This is a genomic window from Saccharopolyspora sp. NPDC002376 (assembly GCF_053593195.1).
The window spans coordinates 19,833-43,220 of the sequence record NZ_JBSFBZ010000005.1 but is presented as its reverse complement, the minus strand read 5'-3'; the positions used below and the strand labels follow the sequence as shown (position 1 = coordinate 43,220).

25 protein-coding genes are annotated in these 23,388 nt (G+C 67.2%); 8 read left to right on the top strand and 17 right to left on the bottom strand.

Annotated features, from left to right (window positions below; genetic code table 11):
- Positions 1 to 21 precede the first annotated feature (21 nt).
- The 4 genes from ACWCO2_RS05500 (at position 22) to ACWCO2_RS05485 (ending at position 2,692) form a co-directional block, all read left to right on the top strand.
- Positions 22 to 102, top strand: coding sequence for a winged helix-turn-helix transcriptional regulator (locus ACWCO2_RS05500; RefSeq protein WP_450126667.1), 81 nt, complete (start codon positions 22 to 24; stop codon positions 100 to 102).
- Between the two features lie 112 nt (positions 103 to 214).
- The gene (locus ACWCO2_RS05495; RefSeq protein ID WP_450126500.1) at positions 215 to 1,276 is read left to right on the top strand and encodes a S8 family serine peptidase; all 1,062 of its coding nucleotides are present in this window, start codon (positions 215 to 217) and stop codon (positions 1,274 to 1,276) included.
- A gap of 201 nt (positions 1,277 to 1,477) precedes the next feature.
- Positions 1,478 to 1,765 carry a hypothetical protein gene (locus ACWCO2_RS05490; protein WP_450126499.1) on the top strand — a complete coding sequence of 96 codons (288 nt, stop codon included), beginning with the start codon at positions 1,478 to 1,480 and terminating at the stop codon, positions 1,763 to 1,765.
- Positions 1,766 to 1,780: 15 nt separating this feature from the next.
- Positions 1,781 to 2,692 (top strand): serine/threonine-protein kinase, encoded by a 912-nt coding sequence (locus ACWCO2_RS05485; RefSeq protein WP_450126498.1) that lies wholly within the window; start codon positions 1,781 to 1,783, stop codon positions 2,690 to 2,692.
- 303 nt (positions 2,693 to 2,995) lie between these two features.
- Here ACWCO2_RS05485 and ACWCO2_RS05480 read toward each other — a convergent pair whose 3' ends face one another.
- The 4 genes from ACWCO2_RS05480 to aceB form a co-directional block, all read right to left on the bottom strand.
- The gene (locus ACWCO2_RS05480; protein ID WP_450126497.1) at positions 2,996 to 3,331 is read right to left on the bottom strand and encodes a hypothetical protein; all 336 of its coding nucleotides are present in this window, start codon (positions 3,329 to 3,331) and stop codon (positions 2,996 to 2,998) included.
- Between the two features lie 137 nt (positions 3,332 to 3,468).
- Positions 3,469 to 4,395, bottom strand: a complete 927-nt coding sequence (locus ACWCO2_RS05475) for a carbon-nitrogen hydrolase family protein (RefSeq protein ID WP_450126496.1) — start codon at positions 4,393 to 4,395, stop codon at positions 3,469 to 3,471.
- A 100-nt stretch (positions 4,396 to 4,495) separates the two neighbouring features.
- Positions 4,496 to 5,749, bottom strand: a complete 1,254-nt coding sequence (locus tag ACWCO2_RS05470; RefSeq protein WP_450126495.1) for a DUF6986 family protein — start codon at positions 5,747 to 5,749, stop codon at positions 4,496 to 4,498.
- Positions 5,750 to 5,913: 164 nt separating this feature from the next.
- Positions 5,914 to 7,500 (bottom strand): malate synthase A, encoded by a 1,587-nt coding sequence (gene aceB / locus ACWCO2_RS05465; protein WP_450126494.1) that lies wholly within the window; start codon positions 7,498 to 7,500, stop codon positions 5,914 to 5,916.
- A gap of 237 nt (positions 7,501 to 7,737) precedes the next feature.
- Here aceB and ACWCO2_RS05460 point away from each other — a divergent pair, with 237 nt between their 5' ends.
- Both ACWCO2_RS05460 and ACWCO2_RS05455 read left to right on the top strand, forming a co-directional pair.
- Positions 7,738 to 8,517: an IclR family transcriptional regulator gene (locus ACWCO2_RS05460; RefSeq protein WP_450126493.1), complete on the top strand. Its 780-nt coding sequence runs from the start codon at positions 7,738 to 7,740 to the stop codon at positions 8,515 to 8,517.
- Between the two features lie 172 nt (positions 8,518 to 8,689).
- Positions 8,690 to 9,556, top strand: a complete 867-nt coding sequence (locus tag ACWCO2_RS05455; protein WP_450126492.1) for a PhzF family phenazine biosynthesis protein — start codon at positions 8,690 to 8,692, stop codon at positions 9,554 to 9,556.
- A 114-nt stretch (positions 9,557 to 9,670) separates the two neighbouring features.
- Here the strand turns inward: ACWCO2_RS05455 and ACWCO2_RS05450 are convergent, their stop codons facing one another.
- The 5 genes from ACWCO2_RS05450 to ACWCO2_RS05430 form a co-directional block, all read right to left on the bottom strand.
- Positions 9,671 to 10,267: a DedA family protein gene (locus ACWCO2_RS05450; protein ID WP_450126491.1), complete on the bottom strand. Its 597-nt coding sequence runs from the start codon at positions 10,265 to 10,267 to the stop codon at positions 9,671 to 9,673.
- On the bottom strand, positions 10,264 to 10,743 hold the full coding sequence (gene tsaE, locus ACWCO2_RS05445) for a tRNA (adenosine(37)-N6)-threonylcarbamoyltransferase complex ATPase subunit type 1 TsaE (protein ID WP_450126490.1): 480 nt from the start codon (positions 10,741 to 10,743) through the stop codon (positions 10,264 to 10,266). Before tsaE ends, ACWCO2_RS05450 begins: the two co-directional genes overlap by 4 nt.
- Positions 10,740 to 11,825: an alpha/beta fold hydrolase gene (locus ACWCO2_RS05440; protein WP_450126489.1), complete on the bottom strand. Its 1,086-nt coding sequence runs from the start codon at positions 11,823 to 11,825 to the stop codon at positions 10,740 to 10,742. Before ACWCO2_RS05440 ends, tsaE begins: the two co-directional genes overlap by 4 nt.
- Positions 11,826 to 11,841: 16 nt before the next feature.
- A complete protein-coding gene (gene alr / locus ACWCO2_RS05435) occupies positions 11,842 to 12,981 on the bottom strand; it encodes an alanine racemase (protein ID WP_450126488.1) in 1,140 nt (379 codons plus the stop codon).
- 166 nt (positions 12,982 to 13,147) lie between these two features.
- Entirely contained in the window at positions 13,148 to 13,642 is a 495-nt protein-coding gene (locus tag ACWCO2_RS05430) for an enoyl-CoA hydratase/isomerase family protein (RefSeq protein ID WP_450126487.1), read from the bottom strand.
- Positions 13,643 to 13,820: 178 nt separating this feature from the next.
- On the opposite strand from ACWCO2_RS05430, the gene ACWCO2_RS05425 reads away from it, so the two are divergent.
- Positions 13,821 to 14,018, top strand: coding sequence for a hypothetical protein (locus tag ACWCO2_RS05425; protein WP_450126486.1), 198 nt, complete (start codon positions 13,821 to 13,823; stop codon positions 14,016 to 14,018).
- Between the two features lie 39 nt (positions 14,019 to 14,057).
- Positions 14,058 to 14,384, top strand: a complete 327-nt coding sequence (locus tag ACWCO2_RS05420; protein WP_450126485.1) for a putative quinol monooxygenase — start codon at positions 14,058 to 14,060, stop codon at positions 14,382 to 14,384.
- Between the two features lie 66 nt (positions 14,385 to 14,450).
- On the opposite strand, the gene groL is transcribed toward ACWCO2_RS05420, so the two are convergent.
- From groL to ACWCO2_RS05380, 8 genes are all read right to left on the bottom strand, one after another.
- Complete coding sequence (groL, locus tag ACWCO2_RS05415) at positions 14,451 to 16,100, bottom strand: chaperonin GroEL (RefSeq protein WP_450126484.1); 1,650 nt, start codon at positions 16,098 to 16,100, stop codon at positions 14,451 to 14,453.
- 43 nt (positions 16,101 to 16,143) lie between these two features.
- Entirely contained in the window at positions 16,144 to 17,169 is a 1,026-nt protein-coding gene (locus ACWCO2_RS05410) for an NAD(P)-dependent alcohol dehydrogenase (protein WP_450126483.1), read from the bottom strand.
- The gene (locus ACWCO2_RS05405) at positions 17,166 to 17,915 is read right to left on the bottom strand and encodes a metal-sulfur cluster assembly factor (protein ID WP_450126482.1); all 750 of its coding nucleotides are present in this window, start codon (positions 17,913 to 17,915) and stop codon (positions 17,166 to 17,168) included. The genes ACWCO2_RS05410 and ACWCO2_RS05405 overlap by 4 nt, the downstream gene beginning before the upstream one ends.
- Complete coding sequence (locus ACWCO2_RS05400; protein ID WP_450126481.1) at positions 17,915 to 18,919, bottom strand: amidohydrolase family protein; 1,005 nt, start codon at positions 18,917 to 18,919, stop codon at positions 17,915 to 17,917. The genes ACWCO2_RS05405 and ACWCO2_RS05400 overlap by 1 nt, the downstream gene beginning before the upstream one ends.
- Before the next feature lie 208 nt (positions 18,920 to 19,127).
- Positions 19,128 to 19,466, bottom strand: coding sequence for a propane 2-monooxygenase effector subunit MimD (mimD, locus tag ACWCO2_RS05395; RefSeq protein ID WP_450126666.1), 339 nt, complete (start codon positions 19,464 to 19,466; stop codon positions 19,128 to 19,130).
- Positions 19,467 to 19,471: 5 nt separating this feature from the next.
- Complete coding sequence (locus ACWCO2_RS05390) at positions 19,472 to 20,584, bottom strand: aromatic/alkene monooxygenase hydroxylase subunit beta (protein WP_450126480.1); 1,113 nt, start codon at positions 20,582 to 20,584, stop codon at positions 19,472 to 19,474.
- Between the two features lie 19 nt (positions 20,585 to 20,603).
- Entirely contained in the window at positions 20,604 to 21,650 is a 1,047-nt protein-coding gene (locus ACWCO2_RS05385; RefSeq protein WP_450126479.1) for a 2Fe-2S iron-sulfur cluster-binding protein, read from the bottom strand.
- A gap of 90 nt (positions 21,651 to 21,740) precedes the next feature.
- Positions 21,741 to 23,378: a methane monooxygenase gene (locus ACWCO2_RS05380; RefSeq protein WP_450126478.1), complete on the bottom strand. Its 1,638-nt coding sequence runs from the start codon at positions 23,376 to 23,378 to the stop codon at positions 21,741 to 21,743.
- Positions 23,379 to 23,388 lie beyond the last annotated feature (10 nt).

Genomic DNA, 23,388 nt, shown 5'->3' with positions numbered 1-23,388 from the left:
GCCCTTCACCGCGTCCAGCGCGTGAGCTACTCGCTGACCGGCCGGGGCCGCGGGCTGCTGCCGATCCTGCAAGCGATGCACGACTGGGGCCGCAGCCGCTGAGCCGATCGTCCGAATGTGTTGCGGCAGATGGAGGTTCTTCCTCGGCGGTCGCATCTGGCTCTCGGTGGACTCGTTGATCCGGCGCAACGATGTACCGAAGTTGGGAGACGCGATGCGGGTTCGGGCACTGATGACCGCCGCACTGGCCGGGATGGCGATGCTGGCCACCCAAACCACAGCCACCGCGCAGCAAGCGGGTGATCCGCTCAGCGAGAAGCAGTGGGGACTCGCGCAGCTCCACGCGCCGGAGGCCTGGGCGACCAGCACCGGAGCCGGTCAGATCATCGCCGTGGTGGACACCGGCGTCGACCTCGGGCACCCCGAGTTAGCGTCGAAGCTCGTTCCCGGCGCGACTTTCGCCGCGTGCGGCGAGCGCCCGGCGCCGTGCGGCAACGGCGACTGGCGCGGGGTGGACGGCGTCGGCCAGGCCTCTGACGTTCACGGCACGCACGTCGCGGGCATCGCGGCCGCCGCGGCGAACAACGGCGTCGGCATCGCCGGGGTCGCGCCGGGTGCGCGGATCATGCCGGTCAAGGCGCTGGAGAACGGTTCCGGCAGCTTCGAGGAGATCGGCGCCGGCATCCGCTGGGCCGCCGACCACGGTGCGAACGTGATCAACCTCAGCCTGGGCGCCTCACCCGGCACGCAGCTGCTGACGCTGCTCGGCCAGGGCGCCGAGACCAAGGACGCCATCTCCTACGCGCGTGACAAGGGCGTGATCGTGGTGGCCTCCGCGGGCAACGAGACCGCGCCGCTGTGCGACACCCCGTCGTGGGAGGCGGGTGCGCTGTGCGTCGCCGCCACCGACTCGAGCGAACTGCACTCGGTGTACTCCAACCTCACCCTCAAGCCGGACATGAAAGCCGTTGCCGCGCCTGGTGGTTCGTCGCTGAAGGGCTGCGACGGCGACGTCTGGTCCGCGGTCCCGCGCGGCATGGGCTCGGCGGAGTGCGGCCAGGGCGACTACGACTCGCTGGCCGGAACGTCCATGGCCGCCCCGCAGGTCGCGGGCGTCGCCGCGCTGCTCGGCGCGCAGGGTCGCAATGCCGACGGCATCGAGCAGGCTCTGATGAAGTCGGCCCGCACGCCGGTCCTGGGCGTGCACGGAGTGTTCACGCCGCTGTACGGATACGGCATCGTCGACGCTGCTGCCGCGGTCAAGCAGCCCATGTGACCTGGCGCGAACGGGCCGTCCACGTCGGTAAATGACGTGGGCGGCCCGTTCGCTTACCACCAACGGCTAATAGCACCAACGATTTTCACGTCCTCCTACCAGCTCGGCTAAAACTCCTCGACCCGGCGCCGAAATCCCTGGACAATGATCACAGGACCGCGTTCGGTGCGCGGCCGTCGAGCTATCAGGAGCGTGGGAGCGATGGACCTCTCCAAGCTGTTCAAGATGGTGTCCCCGGCCAAGCACCACAGCCGCGATCACTCCGACATGGGGCACCGTCGCCGCGACAGCAGCGACGATCATCGTCGTCGCCGGGACAGCAGCGATGACCACCGTCGTCGTCGCGACAGCAGCGATGACCACCGTCGTCGTCGCGACAGCAGCGATGACCACCGTCGTCGCCGCTACGACAGCAGCGACGACAACCACCGACGTCACCACTCGCGCAGCAGCAGCGGCGGCCACTACCGGCGCCGCAGCCACAGCTGATCGCGGTAGACGGCGGTGTTGATCGACTCGTTGAGCTCTTACTACTACGGCGAACCGGACCACAACTGGGGAGCGGGCGAAGCCCCGCTGGCCCCGGGTGAACTCCTCGCGCCCGACTACCGGGTCGTCGACCACCTGCGCCGCGGCAACCGCCTCGACGTCTACGACGTCTGGAGCGAAGAGCGGTCCTGCCGCTGCGTCGCCAAGACGGTTCGGCCGGAGCGAGCCGAGGACCAGCGCGCGGTGGGATGGCTGCGCAACGAGGGCGTGCTGCTGACCCAGTTCACGCACCCGCACCTGGTGCGCGGCTACGAGATCGTCCGGACCGAAGAGCCCTCGCGACCAGCGGTGATCACCGAAACCCTGCCCGGCCACACGCTGAGCTACCTGATCGACGAGCACGGCAGGTTGCGCCCGATCGACGCCGCGGTGCTGGGCATCCAGCTGTGCTCGGTGCTGACCTACCTGCACCGCCGGGGCTGGGTGCACCTCGACGTCAAACCGTCCAACATCGTCGAGGTCGGCGGCCGGGCGGTGCTCCTCGATCTGAGCCTGAGCTGCCGCATCGGCGAGCGCAGCTCAGCGGGCACCTTCGACTACCTCTCCCCCGAGCAGGCCAGGGGCGAGGCGATGACTCCCACCGCCGACACCTGGGGCCTGGGCATCACGCTCTACGAAGCCCTCTCCGGCACCACCCCGTGGGCGGACGTCTCCCACCGCGAGCACAGCAGCAACGGCACCCGCTACTACCCGCAACGCGACCGGACCGCGGCACCGCTGCGCACCCACCGCCGCCTCCCCGCAGCGCTGTCCAGCACCATCGACGCCTGCCTCGACCCGAACCCGAACTCCCGCCCAACGGTCGAAGAAGTGGCAACCAAACTGGTCGCCTGGTCCGGAACCGACCCCCGAACCGCCGTGTCCTGACTCAATTTCAATGAGGTTTTTCCAGGCTCGTTTTGCGTGGCGGTGCGGGTAGCGGAACCTCAGACGCCGCCTGGCTGCGGGATCCCGTTCTTATGTATGCCAATACACGGCAAACGGGCTGTCCTCGCCAAGAGCCCAAGTCGGGCGGGCACAGTCTGAGAACCCGCGGCGATGCAAGCGTCGAGGGCGGGCTATGCGCCTGACGGCGCATGCGACCCTCGACGCGCGGCGCCGTCGTGCTTCGCGGTCACCAGCCGGACAGGATGAAAAACGGTCAGTCGTGACGCAGGGTAGGACGAGTGCTCAGCGGCGACGGCGGAATGCGATCGCGGTGGTGATCAGCACGGCAGCGAGAACGAACTGGCCGCCCCAGACGATGCGGTTCACGCTGACCGCCGGGTGCCAGCACACCGATCCGTCAGCCGAGATCGAGAACGCCCCAGCCGGGCGCGCCACCACGCCGACGCCGCGCCCGTCGTCGTCCCGGCGACCACGACGTCCACCTCCGATGCGGATGTTGGCGACCGGCACCAGAGTGGTGTCGCCCTGCTGCACGGGCTCGCCGAAGACCTGGTGCTTGCCCAGCCGATCGGCGAGCGTCGCGACGATGTCGTTGTGGTCGTTGTCTGCCATGCTCATCCCCCAAAGCGAAGCGAGTTCCGGATACCCGACATTAGCCCGTCCCACACGCCCACGCCGCCGAGATCGACCACATTTTCGTGTCGGCACCACTCAGAAGCGGATGACCTACCGGACACGCCATGTCCACCCGGTGCTCACAGCTCCGTTCGATTCCGCGACCGGGCGTCGTCGACAGGAGTTCCGCTGTGCAGGACACCGGCGATGGCCCGATCTCGCCACGCAGCGGTCGAGTCGTACAGATCAGCTTCGATGTCCACAGTCGACACCAGTACACCAGCCACGTTCCGGCGCAGCCGACCGACGGTGACACCGTCGGCGCGCACGAAGAAAGCCGGCCACAGGCTCTCCGCGGTCGAGGAATTCGGGCAGCTGATCCACACGTGATTGCTCGCCGCTGCCGCCGTCATCGCAGCCGGCATCGTGACGCCCGGGAAGGTGAGCGTTGCCGCCTGGTTCAACCGCTTGAACTCCGACCCGATGACGGACTCGATCACAGCCACCCGCTCCGCCGGGATGTTTCCGGCGTGGTACGAGTGGAAAACCACTTGCACACCCAGTTTTCGGTACTCCCGGTACAGCTCGGGGTAGCGGTAGTCGTGGCAGATCAGCGCACCGCAGCGGATGCCGCCGATCTCCCAGGTGCTGAGGTGGTCCCCGGGGCTGTAGTGCGCGAGATCGCCGGAACTCCCATCCGGCGGCCCGGCGCAGAAGCACTTGTCGTAGCGGTCGGCGAGCTCACCAGAGGCGTCGATCACGTAGAGGCTGTTGTGCGGTTTGCGGTCGCCGCTGAGCCGGTGCGCCGAGCCGAGCACCACCCAGATCTCCAGCTCGCGGGCCAAATCCATCAGCTCGGTGGTGGCCGACCGCAGCAGCTCCCAGTCGAACCCGTCGAAGCTGTCGAAGTCGGCGCCCGCATAGCCGGACAACGCCCCCTCCGGGAAGTGGGCCACGTCCGCTCCCCGCTGCTTCGCAATGCGCAGCTGCCGCGCGATGTGCCGAGCGTTGTTCCGGATGTCCGCACTCACCGGGAACTGGCACGTTCCCACCCGCATGACGGTCATGCGGGTCATGATCCGCGCGCACTCCGCTCAGATCCAGGTCAGGCGCGCAAAAGACGAAGGATTCCGCCGATCGGGTTGGCGGCGCCCTTCGCCAGGTGGCTCAGAGGCGGCCGAGCTTGCGGATCTCCTCCTCCGAGAGGCCGGTCATCTCCTTGACCTCGGCTGCGTCGATGCCTCCGTTGTCGAGAGCCCGGACGAAGGACGCCGCCAGGGCGCGGGCCGTTGCCGGCTCGTCCAGGACAGCTCCGCCGCTGGCCGACGCGTACGCCGAGAGGCGGGTTGCTTCCGCGGGCGCGGAGTCGCGGAAGGCCGCGAAGACCGCTGCGTAGCGGGTCACCAGCTGGGCCGGGTGGAGGTCCCAGCCCTGGTAGAACCCGTGCTCGAGGGAGCGGCGGGTGAGGTCGTAGTGGGTGCGCCAGCCGTGGTGGACCTGGTCGCCGACCGGCAGGACGTTCGTCGAACCGTCGGAGAGGAACACCCCGGTGCCGGCCGCGGACACCTGCATCACGTGGCGGGCGAAGTCGCAGGCGCGGTGCGCGAGGTGCTGGTGGGCGGCAGTCAGGCCGCAGCTGGCTGTGTAGTCGTAGGTGCCGAAGTGCAGACCGGTGACCCGGCCGGCGCTCGCGCGGAGGAAGCGCGGCAGCGCAAGACGCCCCTCGGAGTCCACAATGGACTGCGTGGTCTCCACCTGGATCTCGAAGCGCAGCGACCGCTCCGGCAGACCCAGCTGCTGCTCGAACAGCCCCAGGAACTCGACGAACACCTCGACTTGCGCGACGTCGACCACCTTCGGGAAGGTCAGCACGAACCCGTCGGGCAGGCTGCCGTGCTTGGCCAGCAGCGCGGTGAGGAAGACGTCCAGCGTGCGCACCGAACGAGCGCGCAAATCCGGAGTGTCGAAGGACTTCACCCGCAGCCCGAAGTTCGCCGGTGCCGCGCCGTCGCGCAGCCAGTCGGCGAGCACACCGGCGGTGCGCTCGGCTTCGGCGTCCTCCGCCTCGTCACCGGGATTGCCGTAGCCGTCCTCGAAGTCGATGCGCAGGTCCTCCAGCGGGGAGTTCTGCAGCTTGGCGCGCAGCCGCGGGTGCACGGCCCGGGCGATCTCGGCGTCCATGCCGAGGATCTCGATCAGGTCCTCGGGTCGAGCCGCGTCCCGGTCGAGCGCGGCCAGCGCCTCCTGCTCCCACTGCCGCACCGTGTCGGCGTCGACCTTGTTCGCCGGCACGTAGCAGGTGTGCACCGGCTGCCGAACCGCCCGCGCACCCGGATAGGTGTCGGCGATGTGCTCGTCCACGGCGGAAAGCCGGTCGAGCCTGCGGTTGACCTCGGCGGTTTCCAGCGAGGTTCTGGCCACTTGCGCTCCCTTCGGTTCGACAGCCGGGAGGCGTCCCCGGCTGCCCCGCTCGGCTGCAGCGAGGGGGCCGTGCGTCCCCGGAACGCGATTTCAATGGAAATCAGACGTCCAATTTCCATTGAAATCGCGTGGAAGACGCACGACCCCCGATCACCGCAGTTCGATCAGTCGATCTGCTCGTAGGCGGGCAGCGTCAGGAAGTCGACGAACTCGTCGGCCACCGCCACCTGCTCGAACAGCTCGACCGCCCGGCCCAGGTTCTCGACCGGGAAGCCCTCCTCGGCACGCAGCTGCTTCTCCGTGTCGGCCAGCGCCTCGCGAACCAGGTCGGTGGTGACCCGCTCGCCGCCGGCCAGCACGACGTCGTTGTGCAGCCACTGCCAGATCTGCGACCGGGAGATCTCCGCGGTCGCGGCGTCCTCCATCAGGTTGTGGATCGCCGCCGCACCGTTGCCGCCCAGCCAGGACACGATGTAGCGGACACCCACGTCGACCGCCGCGCGCAGACCCCCGATGGTCTTGTCACCCGGGGTCTCGGCGACCGCGAGCAGCTGGTCAGCGGTCACCGCGACCTCGTCGCGAGTGCGGTCGATCTGGTTGGGCTTGTCGCCCAGCACCGCGTCGAACTCCTCGAAGCAGATCGGCACCAGACCGGGGTGGGCGACCCAGGAACCGTCGAAGCCGTCGCCGGCCTCGCGCTTCTTGTCGGCGTGCACCTTGTCCATCGCGGCTGCGTTGGACTCGTCCTTGGTCGGGATGAACGCGGCCATGCCGCCGATGGCGAACGCACCGCGCTTGTGGCAGGTGCGCACCAGCAGCTCGGTGTAGGCGCGCATGAACGGCGCGGTCATGGTGACGGCGTTGCGGTCCGGCAGGATGTACTTGTCGGAGTCGCGGAAGGTCTTGATGACGCTGAACAAGTAGTCCCAGCGACCGGCGTTGAGGCCCGCGGAGTGATCGCGCAGCTCGTAGAGGATCTCCTCCATCTCGAACGCGGCCGGGTAGGTCTCGATCAGCACCGTGGCGCGCACCGAGCCGTGCTGGACGCCGAGCGCCTGCTGAGCGTGGGTGAACACGTCGTTCCACAGACGAGCCTCGAGGTGGCTCTCCATCTTCGGCAGGTAGAAGTAGGGCCCGCTGCCGCGGCTGAGCAGCTCCTTGGCGTTGTGGAAGAAGTGCAGGCCGAAGTCGACGAGGGCGGCCACCGCGGGCTTGCCGTCGACGAGGACGTGCTTCTCGTCGAAGTGCCAGCCGCGCGGGCGCACCAGCGGCACGGCGTGCTTGACGTCGTCGCGCAGCTTGTACGTCTTCTTCTCGGTGACCAGCTCGATCTGCTTGCGCACCAGGTCGTAGAGGTTGACCTGGCCGGAGACGACGTTGCTCCAGTGCGGGGTGTTGGCGTCCTCGAGGTCGGCCAGCCAGACCTTGGCGCCGGAGTTCAGCGCGTTGATCGCCATCTTCCGGTCGGTCGGGCCGGTGATCTCCACGCGGCGGTCGGCGATGTCGGCGGGCGGCGCGGCCACCTGCCACTCGCTCTCGCGGATGTGCCGGGTCTCCTCGAGGAAGTCCAGCCGGCCCTTGGCAGTGGCCTCCGCGCGGCGCTGCTTGCGACGCTCGAGCAACTCGTCGCGCCGAGCGCCGAAGGCGCGCTGCAGACCGGCCACGAACTCGAGCGCTTCTTTGGTGAGGATCTCGTCCCCGCGCTCGACGGCGCCGCCGATGACCTGCACTCCTGCTGCCGTTTCGGACATGAGAAGTCCACCCTTTCTGCTGCCGGGTTCCAGACGGTGGCTGATGGCTCACCTTGCCGCGTGGCGGACTGACGCGCACCCGAGGCTGCGCGGCGGCCGTTCCGCTTGCGGTACGCCCGTAATGTTTTTCTGCATCGTGGATGTTAGTTTCCGCATAGCGTTCGAAGCAACATGAGCTGTCACACCCGTCACGGACTAGACTTCGGTCAGTCCGAAGGGCGAAAAGGGAGTTCTGCGATGACCACGGGCCCGCAACGGGCAAGCCAGGGCGGAGGGGTGCAGTCCGTCGAACGCACCTTCGAGCTGCTGGAACTCATGGCCGACGCCGGGGGCGAGGTGGCGCTGTCCGAACTCGCCGAGAAGTCCGGCCTACCACTGCCGACGATCCACCGGATCATGCGCACCCTGGTGAGCAACGGCTACGCCCGCCAACAACCGTCCCGCCGCTACGCGCTCGGCCCCCGGCTGATCCGCCTCGGCGAAACCGCCAGCCGCGCGCTCGGCTCCTGGGCCCGCCCCTACCTGGCGGAGCTCACCGAGGCGACCGGCGAGACCTCCAACATGGCGGTGCTCGACGGCGAGCAGATCGTCTACGTCGCGCAGGTGCCCTCGCAGCACTCGATGCGGATGTTCACCGAGGTGGGCCGCCGGGTCGACGCGCACGCCACGGCGGTCGGCAAGGCCGTCATGGCCACCATGCCGCCGGACACCGTGACCCAGCTGCTGTCCCGCACGACGATGCACCCGCAGACGGAACGCACCATCGTCACTGTCGAGTCGATGCAGGCCGAGCTGGACCGCATCCGCCAGCAGGGGTACGCCCTGGACGACGGGGAGCAGGAGGTCGGCGTCCGCTGCTACGCGGTGGCGGTCCCCGGAGCGCCGGCTGGCGCGGCGATCTCGATCAGCGGCCCGGAAGGCCGGATGACCCGCATCGCCACCGACGAGGTCATCCCCCTGATGCAGCGCCTGGCCAAAAACCTCTCCGAAGAACTCAGCGTCAGCAACACCGCCTGACCTCCGCAAACCACAGTTTCAATTGAAACTGTAGAACCTACCCACGGTGGATCACAGTTTCAATTGAAACTGTGGTCTCCAGGCACGGGGATTTACAGTTTCAATTGAAACTGTAAATCCCCTGCTGCACGATCTGGGGAATAAGCCGTGGGGACCTGGCGCTGGATGCGGCATGAGCGACGTGACGGAGCAGTCGACGGGTGTCGAGGCCCAGCGGTTGGTGGCGTTCAGCCATGACCCCAACGGCGGGAACCCCGCCGGAGTGGTGCTCGACGCGTCGGGGTTGACCGATGCGGCGATGCTGCGGATCGCCGCCGACGTCGGGTACTCCGAGACCGCGTTCTTGTTCCCTCGCGGTGAGCGCGCGTACGACGTCCGGTTCTTCAGCCCGAAGGCCGAGGTCTCCTTCTGCGGACACGCGACGATCGCCACCTCCGTCGCGCTGGCCGAACGCGACGGCGCCGGGCGGTTCGACCTGCACACGCAGGCCGGACTGGTCACCGTCGACACCCAGGTCGACGACTCCGGCCGGCACACCGCGTCGCTCACCAGCGTCCCCACCTCGGTGCGCGACGTCGAACCCGCCGTCCTCGCCGAGGCGCTGGCCGCGCTGGGCTGGACCAGCGACGACCTCGACTCAGAACTGCCGCCCCGCATCGCCTTCGGTGGCGCCGACCACCTCGTCCTCGCAGTGTCCACAAGGGACACCCTCGCGGCGCTGTCCTACGACTTCGACCGCCTCGGAAAGCTGATGGCCGACCAGGGCTGGACGACGCTGCAACTGGTTCAGCGCGAGAGCCCCGAGCTCTTCCACGCCCGAGACCCGTTCCCACCGGGCGGCGTCATCGAAGACGCGGCGACCGGCGCGGCCGCGGCGGCGTTCGGCGGCTACCTCAAGCACCTCGGCCTGGTCACCCCGCCTACGAGCTTCCGCATCCACCAGGGCTACGACATGGGCCGCCCCAGCATCCTCGACGTCGAGATCTCCGAGACCCACGACCAGATCCGGGTAACCGGCACCGCCACCCGAATCCCGTAACGGTCAGTTTTGTCCCCGATCCCAACGCGCCCACGGCATGTCGGGCACTGGAACCGCACGATCGGGCTAAGTTTTGCCAATTTCGCGCGAAATTGACCGCCCCAAGGGTGAACGTCAGGCGCGGAGCTTGGACTTGCAGCGGAGCCACCAGATCGTCAGCGCGACCGCTGCTGCCACAGCCAGGACGGGGAGACCTGCCAGGCCTGCGATGGCTTGGACTCGGTCGTAGGCGTCGCCGGACCAGGCTCCGAGGAGGACCAGGGTTGTTGCCCAGGTGATGGCGACCGGCAGGTTGCAGAGGGTGAAGCGGACGTGGGTCATGTGGGTTCGGGCCGCGAGGCGCGGTACCAGGGTTCGCACGGCCGCGAAGCACTGCGACACCGACACGGTCACCTCGGCACGACTGTCCAATACGGACACCAGACGCTCGAACCGCTGCTCCCCCAAGCGTTTCACCAGCTCGCGCCGCAGCAGACTGCCACGACGACCACGGTAGAAACCGTGCTGACACCCCAAAGCCGTCGCGCTCGCCGCACAGACCGCGGCCAGCCACACCGATACCACGCCCTGCCCGGCCAACCAGCCGAGCGCCAGGACAGTGCCCGTGCCCGGCAGGAAAACCCCGATCAGCAGGCCGGATTCGGCGAACAGCACGAGCGCCGAGGCGATCAGCGCGAGCGAACCGGGGATCCCAGCCAGGAAATCAGTCACCGGCCGAGCAATTCGGGTATCCGCGCATCCCACGATTCGCCGTGCGGCTCCAGCGTGATCTCGCGGACGTCGTCAATACGACGACGAATCCGCAGCATCAGGTGGCTATCCGCGAGCCGCTCCGCCAGCCCTTCGCCCCACTCCACCACGACCGCGGCTTCGGTGAGGTCGGTGTCCAGGTCCAGGTCGTCGATCTCGTCCAGCCCACCCAGCCGGTAGGCGTCGACGTGCACCAGCGCCGGGCCGGTGCCGGAATCCGGCCGGTGCACCCGCGCGATCACGAACGTCGGCGAGGTCACCCTGCCGGTGACGCCCATGCCCGCCGCGATCCCCCGCGCGAGCACGGTCTTGCCCGCACCGAGCGGCCCGTCCAGCAGCACCAGGTCGCCGGCACGCAGCGCCGCACCCAGCCGTCGGCCGAACTCGAGGGTGTCGGCTTCCTGCGGCAACGCCGCGATCCGCAGCGCAGAACTCACTTCCCGCTCGCCTTCCCGACCGCCCTGCGCAGCAGCGCGGCCAACTGCTCGGTGACCAATTCCGGCCGTTCCAGCATCACCGGGTGCCCAGCGCCTTCGACGCGCACCAGCGTCGCGTCCGGCAGCTCGGCGGCCAGGTTCTCGGCGTGCGGCGAGAACGGCGTGACCCGGTCGACGTCGCCGCTGAGCACCAACACCTCGCAGGTCCGCAGCGCGGCGAGCGCGGTCTTGCGGTCGTGCAGGCCGATCGTCTCCAGGAAGTCGGTGACGACCTCGACCGTGGTGGCCCCGATCATCTCCGCCATCAGATCCACCACCGCGGGCGAGATCTTGCGATCCCCGAACGACAGCGAGCGGATCAGGTTCCAGGTGATCTTGTCCCCCGCCCGCCGGGTGCGTTCCACCAGGTCGGGCTGGATGCTGGACAGCAGCGCGAGCCCGCGCGGCACCGGGTTGACGCGCGAGAGCCAGGTCCGGGGCAGCCCGGCCGCGCCGACCGAATTGGCCGCGGTGCCGATCAGCGCCACCGCGCGGACCCGGTCGCGGAACAGCTCCGGTTGCTGCTCGGCCAGCGCCATGATCGTCATGCCGCCCATCGAGTGCCCGACCAGCGCGATCGGTCCCTTCGGCGCCATCGCGCGCAGGACCGCGTCGAGGTCCCGTCCGAGCTGCTCGATCGTGCTGTTGCGCTTGGTGGAGTGCCCGGAACGGCCGTGGCTGCGCTGGTCGTACTGCACCAGCCGGATCCGCGGGTCGGTGAGCTCCGGCAGGTCGCGGCGCTGGAAGTGCCAGCAGCGGGAGTCCAGCGCGAACCCGTGCACCAGCACGACGGTCAGCTCCGGATCGCCACCGTCGGAGGGCTCGATCTCCTGCACCGCAAGCGGAACTCCATCATCAGCGGCCACAGTGGACTGTCGAGTGGGACGGAGCCGACCCAGTGGCTCATCGGCGTGCGGGTCCTCGTCGGCGTCGCGCTGCCCGGCCACTCGCGTGCTGTGCGCGACGACGCCGACCGCGGCGCCGGTGACCGCAGCCCCCAGCACACCGCTCGTCCAGGCCAGCGCCTGCCAGACGGGTTTCACACCGACTCCAGGCTCGTCACGTCTCGTCCTCGACGGTTCGCGTCACGCGCGGGCGGTACATGCCGGTGACGATCTCGTAGTGGATGGTGCCGATCTCGTCGGCCCACTCCGCCGCCGTCGGCTCGCCCCGGTCGCCCGGCCCGAACAGCAGCACCTCGTCGCCCTCGTGGACCTCGTCGTCGCCGACGTCCACCACCAGCTGGTCCATGCAGACCCGGCCGCGCACCGGACGCCGCTTTCCCGCCAGCCACACCGACATCCGGCCGGACAGCGTCCGCGGCACGCCGTCGGCGTAGCCCACCGGCACCAGCGCGAGCCCGGTCGGCCGGTCAGCTGTCCAGGTTTGGCCGTAGGAAACGCTCTCGCCAGCGGCGATGCGCTTGGTCAGCACCACCGAGGAGCGGAAGGTCATGGCCGGGCGCAGGTCGTGGTCGCCGTCCTGCGGCACCGGGTCCAGCCCGTAGACGGCGATGCCCGGCCGGACCAGTTCGAAGTGCAGGTCGGGACGGGTGAGCACGGCGGCCGAGTTGGCGATGTGCCGGATCGGGTTCAGCCCCGCCGCGCGCGCCTGCTCGTGCGCGCGCTGGAACCGCGCGGCCTGGTCGTCGATGGAGGGGTGGCCGAGCTCGTCGGCGCAGGCCAGGTGCGACCACATCGCGACGATCTCGACGTTGCCGTCCGCCTCGGCCTTCGCAGCGGCTTCCACCAGCGCGGGCCAGAGGTCGCCCGGGCAACCGCTGCGCGACAACCCGGTGTCGATCTTGAGGTGCACGCGCGCGACGCGATCCTGAGCCGCGGCCGCCGTCTCGATCTTCTGCAGACCGGACAGTGACGACGCGGAAAGCTCGATGTCCTCGGCGATCGCGGGCGCGAAGTCCTCGTCCGCGGCGTAGAGCCAGCAGAACACCGGAGCGGTGATGCCGGCCACGCGCAACTGCAGCGCCTCGCTGACGGAAGCAACTCCGAGGTAGTCGGCGCCGGATTCGAGCGCGGCGCGCGCTACGGTCACCGCGCCGTGACCGTAGCCGTCGGACTTCACGATGGTCATCGTGCGGGCGCCCGACTCGCGGGCACGCGCCGAGAGCACCCTCACGTTGTGGCGGATCGCACCGACGTCGATGCGCAGGTCGGCACGGTACGCAGGCTGGTCACTCATGGCACGGCCATAGTCGCACACAGCCCCACCACCCCATCCGACCAGCACCGCACGCCGCCCCGTTCGCCCCGGCACCGGCACAACTCGTCCGGGTAGGCAGTCGGGCTCTCAGATTCTCTTGAGTCAGTCAAATGAAGACCACGTAAATGACCACGGAATCAATCATCTAGCCGGCCACAGCCGCACGTGTGTCGATGCGGCTCACCTGCCGAAGGGCCATGTCGATCAGCTCCGCAGAGTCGCAGCAGCGGTCCACGAGCCCGGCCGCTACTGCCGCCGCCGGTTGGTAGCACACCGCACTACGAGACGAGGGCTGCACGACTCCGGCGGACATGATCCGGAAATCCGCTGCACACGCCAGCTCGTAGCCCGCCCCGACCGCGTCGCCGTTGACCGCGGCCACGACGGGACGTGGATGGGCGCGGAACACCTCCAGCGTGCGCGGCACCAGGTTCAACGCCTCCGCCCGAACCGGACCGGGCCCCGAGGCGAGATCGGGCGCGAAAACGCCGCCGATTCCGGTGAGCACGATGGCATGCTCCGGCCCGATGTAGGCGATGGCCGCCTGCAAGCTGTCCAGCAGTTCAGCGGTCAGCACTCCCCACGGCACCCCGCAGATCGCGACCACGATGGCCCCCGCCTTGTACTCCAAGTCGAGCATCGACGTTCTCCTCCACCGCGGCCCCGATGAATTCAGAGGATACGAACGCGGCACGCAATTCCCTGTCTCAGATTGAGACCACCGGCAGGCGCACGCGATGCGACATTCTGCGCAGCTCGGAATGTGAACCATTCCATCCGAAGTGAATAGATGCTCGAGCGGAAGGACTGCTTCAGTGATGGGCCGCAGATCTGATTCCCGCCGCTTCCCCGAGCCCCCGGGTGCGGGTGTGATGCACAACCCCGGCGACAGCACCGATCACGAGGAACCGGCCGTGCCGGTCGAATCGGGTGCCGTCATCGGACGCGAGGAACACCTGGCATGCCGGGAACAAGCACGTCACGCGCTGATTTCCGCCGGCTGGCAAGTGGAGTGACAACGACACAACAAGATCACGACATGAGAGAGGGTTGGGATGATCTTCATCACCGCTAAGTTCCGCGTCAAGCCGGAGCACTCCGACGCGTGGCCGGAGATCGCACGTGAGTTCACCGAGGCGACCCGTGCCGAGGCCGGCTGCAAATGGTTCGACTGGTCCCGCTCCATCGCGGATACCACCGAGTACCTGCTCGTGGAGGCCTTCGCGGACAGCGACGCCGGAGCGATTCACGTCGGGTCCGACCACTTCAGGGCCGCGCAGGAACTACTGCCGAAGTACCTCGCCGAGACGCCACGCGTCGTGAACATGGTGCTTGAGCAGGACGACTGGTCGGAGCTGGGTGAACTTGCCGTTCGCGACTGAGAGCGGCGATGACGACGGGTGTCACCGGAAACCGTTTCCGGTGACACCCGTCGTCATCGCGACTTGCTAGTAGATGTTCGACGGGCGCACCATGCCCTCGGCCAGGTCGCCCATGCCGGGAGCCACGATCGCGCCGGGGTTGACCAGCACCTGCTCGACGACCGCGGTCTCCGTGGTGATCAGGAGGGCCGCGATGGACGCCGCGCTCTCCAGCGCCGAACGAGTCACCTTCAGCGGGTCGATGACGCCCCCGGCAAAGAGGTCGCCGTACTGCCCGGTGAGCGCGTCGAACCCGTGACCGTTGTCCATGCCAGCCACCCGCGTGACGACTTCGTCGCCGTCGTAACCGGCGTTGGAGGCGATCCAGCGCAGCGGCTCGCCCAGAGCCCGCCGGACGATCTCACGCCCCACTTCGGCATCGCCCTCCAGGCAGGCCAACTCGACGCCGCGCGCGGCCTGCGCGAGCGCAGCACCACCGCCGGTGACCACGCCCTCCTCCAGGGCCGCCTTGGCCGCCGCCAGCGAATCCTCGACGCGCAGCATCCGCTCCTTGAGCTCGACGCTGGTGGCCGCGCCAACCCGCACGACGGCGATGCGACCCGAGAGCCGCGCGACCCGGAGCCGCAGGGCATCCTGGTCGTGCTCGATCCGAGCCCGCTCAAGCTGCTTTTCCAGCTGCCCGATCCGCGCCCGCACGATCGCCTCGTCACCAGCACCGCCGATGATCGTCGTCTTTTCCTCGGTGATCGTGATGTGCGCGCACCGACCGAGGTCCCGCTCGGACACCTCGGTCAGCGTGACACCCGAGTCCTCGCTGACCACCCGCCCGCCGAGCGCGGCGGCCAGGTCCTCCAGTTCGGCCACCCTGCGGTGCCCGAATCCCGGCGCGCGGACGACGACCGCGGGGAACGTGGCGTGCACGTTGCCGCTGACAATCATCTGGAGTGCCGGACCGTCGACGGTCTCCGCGAGGATCACCAGCGGCCGACCAAGACGCCGCGCAGCCTCCACGGTAGGCATCAGCTCCTGCACCTGGCTGATCTTCTTGTTCGTCAACAAGATGGCCGGGTCGTCAAAGCTCGCCTCCATCCGCTCCCGGTCGGTGACCATGTAGGGCGAGATGTAGCCGTGGTCGAACTCGATTCCGTCGACGAGCTCGACCCCTAGACCAGGCTCGCCGGACTCCTCGACCTCGACCACACCTTCGGCGCCCACCGCGGCCAGGGCCTGGGCGATCACGCGGCCGATCCGTTCGTCGTCGACTGCCGCCAGTGTCGCGACGCGCTCAAGCTCGACCTCACCGACGACCTGGGTCGCAGACTTTCGCAACCACTCGACGACCGCCTCGACGGTGTCCTCGATGCCCCGGCGCACCCGCATCGGGTTGGCTCCCTCACCGAGCGCGGCCAGCCCCTCCCGCACCATGGCCTGGGCGAGCACGGTCGCGGTCGTGGTGCCGTCACCGACGGCACCGTTGGTCTTCATCGCGACTTCCTTGACGAGCTGGGCCCCCATGTTCGCGAACGGTTCCGCGAGCTGGATCTCCCGCGCGATGGTCACGCCGTCGTTGGTGATCGTGGGCGGCCCCGTCAACTTCTCCAGCACCGCGTTGCGCCCCTTGGGCCCCAGGGTGACCTTGACCGCGTCCGCCAGGGTGTTGACGCCGAGTTCGAGCTGGCGCCGCGCGTCGACGCTGAACCGCAGCTGCTTCGCCATGATGACCTGCTTTCTACTTCGTGTGACAGGACGGCACCATGAGTCAGGGAATGAGGATTGCCCGGCCGCGAACCTTGCCTGCGTTCAAGTCGTCGATCGCCTGCTGGAAATCATCCAGCCGGTACTGAGCGGTGTGCAGCTTCACCTTGCCCTGCGCGGCAAGCACCATCAGGTCCTGCAGGTCGGTGTACGAGCCGACGAGGTTGCCGATGAAGTTGATCTCCGTCGAGACGATGTCGATCGTCGGGATGTCGATGTTCTCGCCGTAGCCGACGACGTAGTAGTTCCCCGCACGGCGCAGCATGCGTACGCCTTCGGCGGTCGATCCGCCTTCACCGACGAAGTCGATGATCGCCTCGGCACCGCGGCCGCCGGTCAGTTCGAGGATCTGCGCAACGTGGGTTCCGCCGGCGACGACGGTGACGTCGGCACCAACCTGCCTGGCCAGTTCGAGCGCGGCGGGATTGCGGTCCACCACGACGAGTGTCGCCGTGCTCATCGCCTTCATGCACTGGATGCCGATGTGGCCGAGACCGCCGGCGCCGATGATGACGCAGACTTCGCCAGGACGCAGCGCCCTGGCCGCCTTGGCGGCGGCGTGCTGCGCCGTCAGGCCGGCGTCGGCGAGCGCGGCGACGTCGGCGGGCTCCAGGCTGTCGTCCAGCTTGACGCAGGAGCGCGCCGACGTCAGCAGGTATTCGGCGTACCCGCCGTGGGTGTCGATCCCGGGGAACTGCGAGTTCTCGCAGTGCACGTCGTCGCCGAGCCGGCAGGCCCGGCACAGTCCGCACGTCATCAGCGGGTGCAGGATGACCTTGTCCCCCACCGAGACGTTCGTGACCGCGTCGCCGACCGCGTGCACCCAACCGGCGTTCTCGTGGCCGATCGTGTACGGCAGCGCGACGCCCGACTTCTCCGCCCACTGGCCTTCGAGGATGTGGATGTCGGTACGGCACACGCCCGCAGCGCCGACCTTCACCACGACGTCCAGCGGGCCGGCGATCTCGGGTTCGGCGACATCGTGCAGTTCGAGGCGCTGGTGGTACCCGGTTACCTGTACTGCTTTCAAGGCTGACTCCTGGAGTTGGTGATGGTCGGGGCGAAGCCGGACACCGCTCCCGCCGGGTCGCTGTCGGCGTAGCGGGTCGCGAGCAGACCCCGGCAGAAATGGGCGTTGCCCTCGATGGACACCCGGGTGGCCGTAGCCAAGCGCAACCACAGCGCCGAGTCGGACTTCGCGATCGGTTCGCCGTCGTGATCGACCATGACGCGTGCGTGCGCGTCGGTGGGAAGGCCTACGGCCTCACGGCGGCGCAGCAGGGCGGATTTCAGCGGCCCTTCGCCCACGTCGAACAATTCAAGCAGCGGCAGCTCCTCCATCGTCCAGACACCGCTGGCGAGGATCGACCGGCAGCACCGTTCCATCGCAACGAGGTGTGCCTTGCGCTGGAACGTCGTGCGCAGCTCGTCGAGACTGTCATCGGCCTCGGCGCCGAAGGTCCCGACGTAACCGAGCCCGGCGGCGATCCCAGAGTTGATCTTGTCCGAATCGTGGTGGTCGTCCAGCAGCACCCGAACCCGACTCGCGCCCGGGACGCGGCTCAGCGCGTCGTAGGCGTCCGCGACCATCAGATACGCGAAATTGGGGGCGCAGAAGGACGTGGGCAGGCGCAGGTGCACCTCGACGCCGTCGGCGTCGAGGTGCACCGAACGCACGAAACCCAGTTCCGTCACGGGTTCGTCGAGCTCCGGGTCCATTACGGTGCCCAGCGCCGAGATGACCTGGTCTTCGACGGACCGAACCGTACTGGTCATCACACACCCACTCCCGCGGAATCGGGCAGCCGAAGCTGCCGAGGCACGTCAAGGTCATACAGGGCGGCCGTGTTGAGACCCAGAATCTTCTTCTTCTGCTCCGTGGTGATCGGCGCGTACTCCGTCATGTCCTCAGGAATCTGGAAATCGACGAACTTCTCCACGAGCCATTTCGGCGTCCACAGCGCGTAGTCGCTGGCGAACAGGATCTTGTCCTCGCCGACCCAGTAGAGCAGTTCGCCGATGATCTGGGCGAAGTAGCGGGGCCGCGCATGGATGAACGGCATCGCGACCGCGAGTCCGCCGTACACATTGGACTCCTGGGTCGCGATCCAGCAGAAGTCCTCCAGACGCGGCAGGCCGACGTGTTCCACAACGAAGTTCAGCTCGAGGTAGTCGGTGGCGACCTTGTCGACGTCGGCAACGTCGAAGGCATCCCGGTCCAGCGGCCGGATCGTCGGTCCCTTGTGGACATGGACGTTCTTGATGCCCAGCTTGATGCACTCTTCGAGGTAACGGCGCGACCACGCATCGTCGAGCTTGTAGCCGCGCGAGTCGCCGTTCCATTCGGCCGTGTAGAGCTTGACGCCCTTGAGTTTCATCCGCTCCGCGTCGCGGCGCAGCTGCTCCAGACCGGCCTCGCCGTTGCGCGGGTCGTAGGCGTGGTTGTAGGTCAGCTTGTCCGGGTTCGCCTGCGCGAGCCCGAACGACTCCTCCGTCTGGCCGAACCCGTTCTTATAGAAGTCGTTGAGCAGCGTCGCCTGGAAGATGGCGTGGTCGACGTGCCCCTCATCGAAGAGGTCCTTCATCAGGCGTTCGCCGCCGTAGTAGGTATAGGTGTCGTAGTCCCAGATGACCTCTGCTGGACTCAGGTTCTTGTGGTAGTCGTAAAAGCAGTCGATGAACTGCTTTCCGTGCACGTTCTTGTGGTTCGACTCCCGGCCGTCCCAGATGTGGACGTGCCCGTCAACGATGTAGTAGCTCTCGCCATCCTTCTCATACATCGGAGAGATCGTCACCCTTCACTGTGGTGGTAAACGGCGGAACGACGGCGGGGCACACTGAGCGAATACCCCGCCACCGCCCTTAAATCCCTTTTCTGAACTCGGTTCGCGAAGCGGTTCCGGTAGGTGCCGGTTGCCCAGGTGACTGAACGGCTACGCCGCTTCAAAGACAAAGACCGAAACCAGGAACTTGTCCGAAAAAGCGGCCTCAGCCCTGTGCCAGCAGGTCGAAGCCGATGTAGTCGGCGGCGTCCTCCGGGTTTGCGAACAGCAGGGTGCGGTCATCCAGGTGCACCATCCGGCCGTAGTGGGTGGAACTGATCTCCTCGAATATCGAGCCGTCGAACTCCTGGCCGAGCACCCCGGTCAGCTCGTCGTAATCGAACTCAAGCAGCTTCGTGCCATCGACACGGATCATCGACGGGTACTCAACGAGCGAGACACCGTCCTTGGCACCCATCACGTCGGCGACCACACGGCCGATCGGAGTGTTCATCAAGGTAACCCCGCACCTGTTCGAGGCCCCAGCCTGCGAACCGAATTGCATATCGCTCACTTCTCCAACTCCTTCGGTGCGTCGATTCCGATCTCCTCGAGCAGCTGAGCGAACTTCTCCTTAGCCGCGTCGAACGAGTCCGCGAACGTGCGCGCCTTTTCCGCAGGCTGCGACCAGATCGGTTGCAGGGCTTGTGCGGCCGCCACGCAACGCGGCACCCACACCGAGAGCCACTGGCTGAACAGTTCCTTGTTGGCGGCGCCGTGCTCGCTGTCACGCGTAAGCATCTGGAACAGGGCGCGGGTGTAGGCCAGATCCCTGCTGTAGTCGTGCTCCCCGGTTCCGACAATGGTTGGCGTGGCGTAGTCGCCGTTCTTCGCCGCGATCTGCATGACCAGCTCGGAGCGGAAGAGTTGACCCACCAACTGCTCAAAGACGACGTTGGTGCCGAACAACAGCTCTGCCCAGTCGCCGACCGCGGTCAGCTCCTCCACGACCTTGCGGGTGGGCTGCCACTCCTCGGCCGAGGCCCACACCTCCTTGTGCACCGAGCCGTCGAAGGTACCCAGCGAATCGGACAGGTCAAGGTTGAACAGGGCAAGGTCCTGGGCGAACCTCATCTTGTGCGCGGCGTTGACGGCAACCGCGGTGTTGATCATGTTTGTCGGCCCGGAACGCTGGATCGAGGTGAAAACGTGCAGCGCCATCCCGTTCTCGGCGTGCATCCAGGCGCCCAAGTTGCGCGCGACGAACTTCTGCCAGGCGGGATTCCAGCTGCTGTAGGCGTTGGCACGTTTGGCGTTGGCCAACCCCAGGGATACCTGGCGCACGACCGCCGAGTTGTTGCGGAAGATGGTCTGCTCCCATTCCTCGTTGGGGTCGAGGAATGCGTGCCAGTTGGACGATTTCGCCTTGGTCCACTCCTGCGGATACCCACCTGGACCGTTGCCGAAGCCGTAAATCCACCCCTGACTCAGATGCCGCTCGGGATCCGGCTGCACGTCAACGGTCACGTCCTCGTACACCGTCGCCCGGAGCTTGGCCGGCTTGAAGTAGTTGTAACTGCGGCTCTTCGAGCTCGGGAACTCCAGGGCGCCGGCTTCGGAATCGGTGAACTCCACCTTCGGGAAGCTGCGCACGTTCGGCGCAGGCGTTGCACTGCTCGCCATGCGATATCTCCTCTGACATCTACTCGTCACGAACCGACGTGGTGAACTTGTCGTAGAAGACCTGATCATCGGGAACGCCCTGCCGCGCGGCCAGCTCCAACGCGGCATCCACCATGGGCGGCGGCCCGCACAGGTACACCTCAGTCCGAAGCAACTCGGGCTCCCGGGCCTCGACCACGTCGGTGACCATTCCGTCCTCGGCGGCGACGCCGAGTCCCTCAACGCCCTCGCTGGACTCCGAAAGAGCGACGACGAACTCAAAATCCGCAAGCCGTTCACCCAGTGCCCGGATCTCGTCGAGGTAGAAGAGATCCGCCGGGGTGCGTGCGCCGTAGTAGAACCGGATCCGGCGGGTATCACCGGTCTCGCTCAGGTGCCGCAGCAGGCTGAGCACGGGCGCCATGCCGGCCCCACCTGCCAGCAACACCAATGGCAGCACGTGCCCGTTCTTCAGGGTGAAACTGCCGTACGGCCCCGCCAGCTGGATCGTGTCGCCGACGGAGATCCCGTCGTCGAGCAACGCCGAGAACTTGCCGCCCTGGTATTTCTTGATGACGAACTCGATGTGGTCCGTTGTGGACGGAATCGTCGCCATCGAGAAGGACCGGTGCTCGTCGGTGCCCGGGATGGTCAGATCGGCGTACTGACCGGGCTTGAACTCGTACCCGGGCGGGTCCACCGGTTTGAGCTTGAGACCCACGATGTCGTGCGTATGCGGCACGATCTCGGTGACCTCGGTCCGGATCTGTTGCAACGGGGCGGAGTTGAGTAGCTCGTCCTGGTCGAAGTTGAGCAGCTCGATGGTGCAGTCGCTGAAGGCATGTGCCCGGCACAGCAGCACGTAGCCCTCTTCGACCTCGGCGTCGTTGCAGGCGAACGTCGAGTAGCGCTCCATCTGGATCTCGCCGTCCAGGACATAGGACTTGCACGCCGAGCACTGACCCTCACGGCAGCCGTGCATGAGATGGATGCCCTGCCGAAACGCGGCGTCGAGGATCTTCTCGTCCTCGCCGACCTCCATCTCGATGTCGACCGGTTCGAAGGAGATGCGATGCTTATCGGCCATTGCGCTCTCGTTTCTCGGGTGCGGACGGCGGTGGCCGCACCAGCCGGCACTCAAGTCACCGGCCACCGCCATCCGCTGGTCCTCAGGCCGTCAGGCGGTGGTGACGTTCGGGTTCGCGCGGTAGGCCGCTGCCCACTCCTGGCGTTCCTGATCCGTCATGTTGTTGAGGTTTACGTTCGGGCTGGCGAACTGGATGCCGCGAACGTCGTCGAGCGTCCACAGCTTCTTCGGGTCGTCCAAGTCCAGGTGCGGCTGCGGGACGAGGGTCTTGCCGTCGTCTCGGACGTAGCCCAGGTCCTTGACGATGTCGGCGAGATCGCGACCGTCGTGCAGCGTCTCCCATTCGCGGGTGCCCGTCAGCCGGCCCATGTTGGGGGTCTCCCGGCCTTCGTACTCCGGGCGGAATGCGACCTTGTCGGTCCAGTGGCAGGTCTGCGAGCAGTAGGTCCGCCACTGGTCGTCCACCTCGTCCATGACCATGTCCTCGCGCACGAGACACGGGACCATGCAGGTCCAGCAGCGGTGCGGGTACTCGTACCCGACGTCCTCGAACGCGATCGGCTTGTTGCGGCCCGGAAAGCGCAGCCGGTTGTAGGCCTCCCACCACTTGCCGAACTGGTTGTACCAACCCGGGTACTTGTGCTCGAACCACTCGAAGTCGGCATCAGTCATGCCGTCGATCCGCCAGTAGTTGACCGGCCATCCGGTGGCGAAGAACTGCGCCACCCGGTGGACGTAGAACTTGTTGGTGATGCGGTTCCACGCTTCCTCGACCAGGTCGTGCGGGATCACCAGGCCGTACTTCTCCAGCGGGAGCAGATAGCTGCGGTAGTAGTCGTCGTAGATCCACCGGCGCCACATCTCCGCGTAGGACTCGCGGTCCTTGCGGCGGTCCTTGGTGCCGTACTCGATGAATGTGCCGATCGCGGCGTCAACCACGCAGTGGTTGTTCCACCAGGCGTAGCGCAGGTCGCGCTCCAGCAGCGGGCGGTTGCGCTCGTCGGCAAGCGCCATCAGCAGGATCGAGTAGCCGTTGGAGATGTGCCGGGACTCGTCGGACTGCACCGAGTGGAAGACCGTCGGCAGCAAGTAGTCGCCGTTGGCAGCGGCCTCGTCGGGCATCGCGACGAACAGCGTGTTGGTGAACGCGGTCTCGGCGACGACGGTCAGGTAGATGTTGGCCGCGGTGATCGCGTCACCCGTGATGAACCCTTCACCGAACTGGCGGCCGATGGTGCCCGCGTAGTTGTTCGCGAACGCCTTCTCCGTGATGTCGAACCCGGCCGGGTCGATGTAGTTGTTCATGTACAGCTTCTTGAGGTTCATCTGGATCGTCGAGTGACGAACCTCGTCGATCATCTGCACCGCGAGCCCGTTGTGGATCTCCGGGTTCGGCACCGCGTCGATGGCCATCGGCATGGCCCGCGCGGCGGAGATCTCCGGGAACGGGATGATGGACAGGAACAGCTTCTGCCACTCCAGCCAGCGCTGCTGCACCTGCCGGAACATGTTCCCCCGGATCGCACCGTCCATGGCGCCGAAGACCCGGCTGTCCTTTTCCTCCTCCATCGGGAAGTACGACCGCATGATCTGCTTGAGCGGGTCCTTCTTCGGCGCCTTCTCAAAGGTGTAGTCGGTGCCGAAGCGCGTCGCTGGCGTCGCGAACGTCGGCTCCCACGATAGCTCGGTGATCTTGTTGTGCGCCTTGGTAAGACTCTGCCTGCTCAATTCAGCCTCC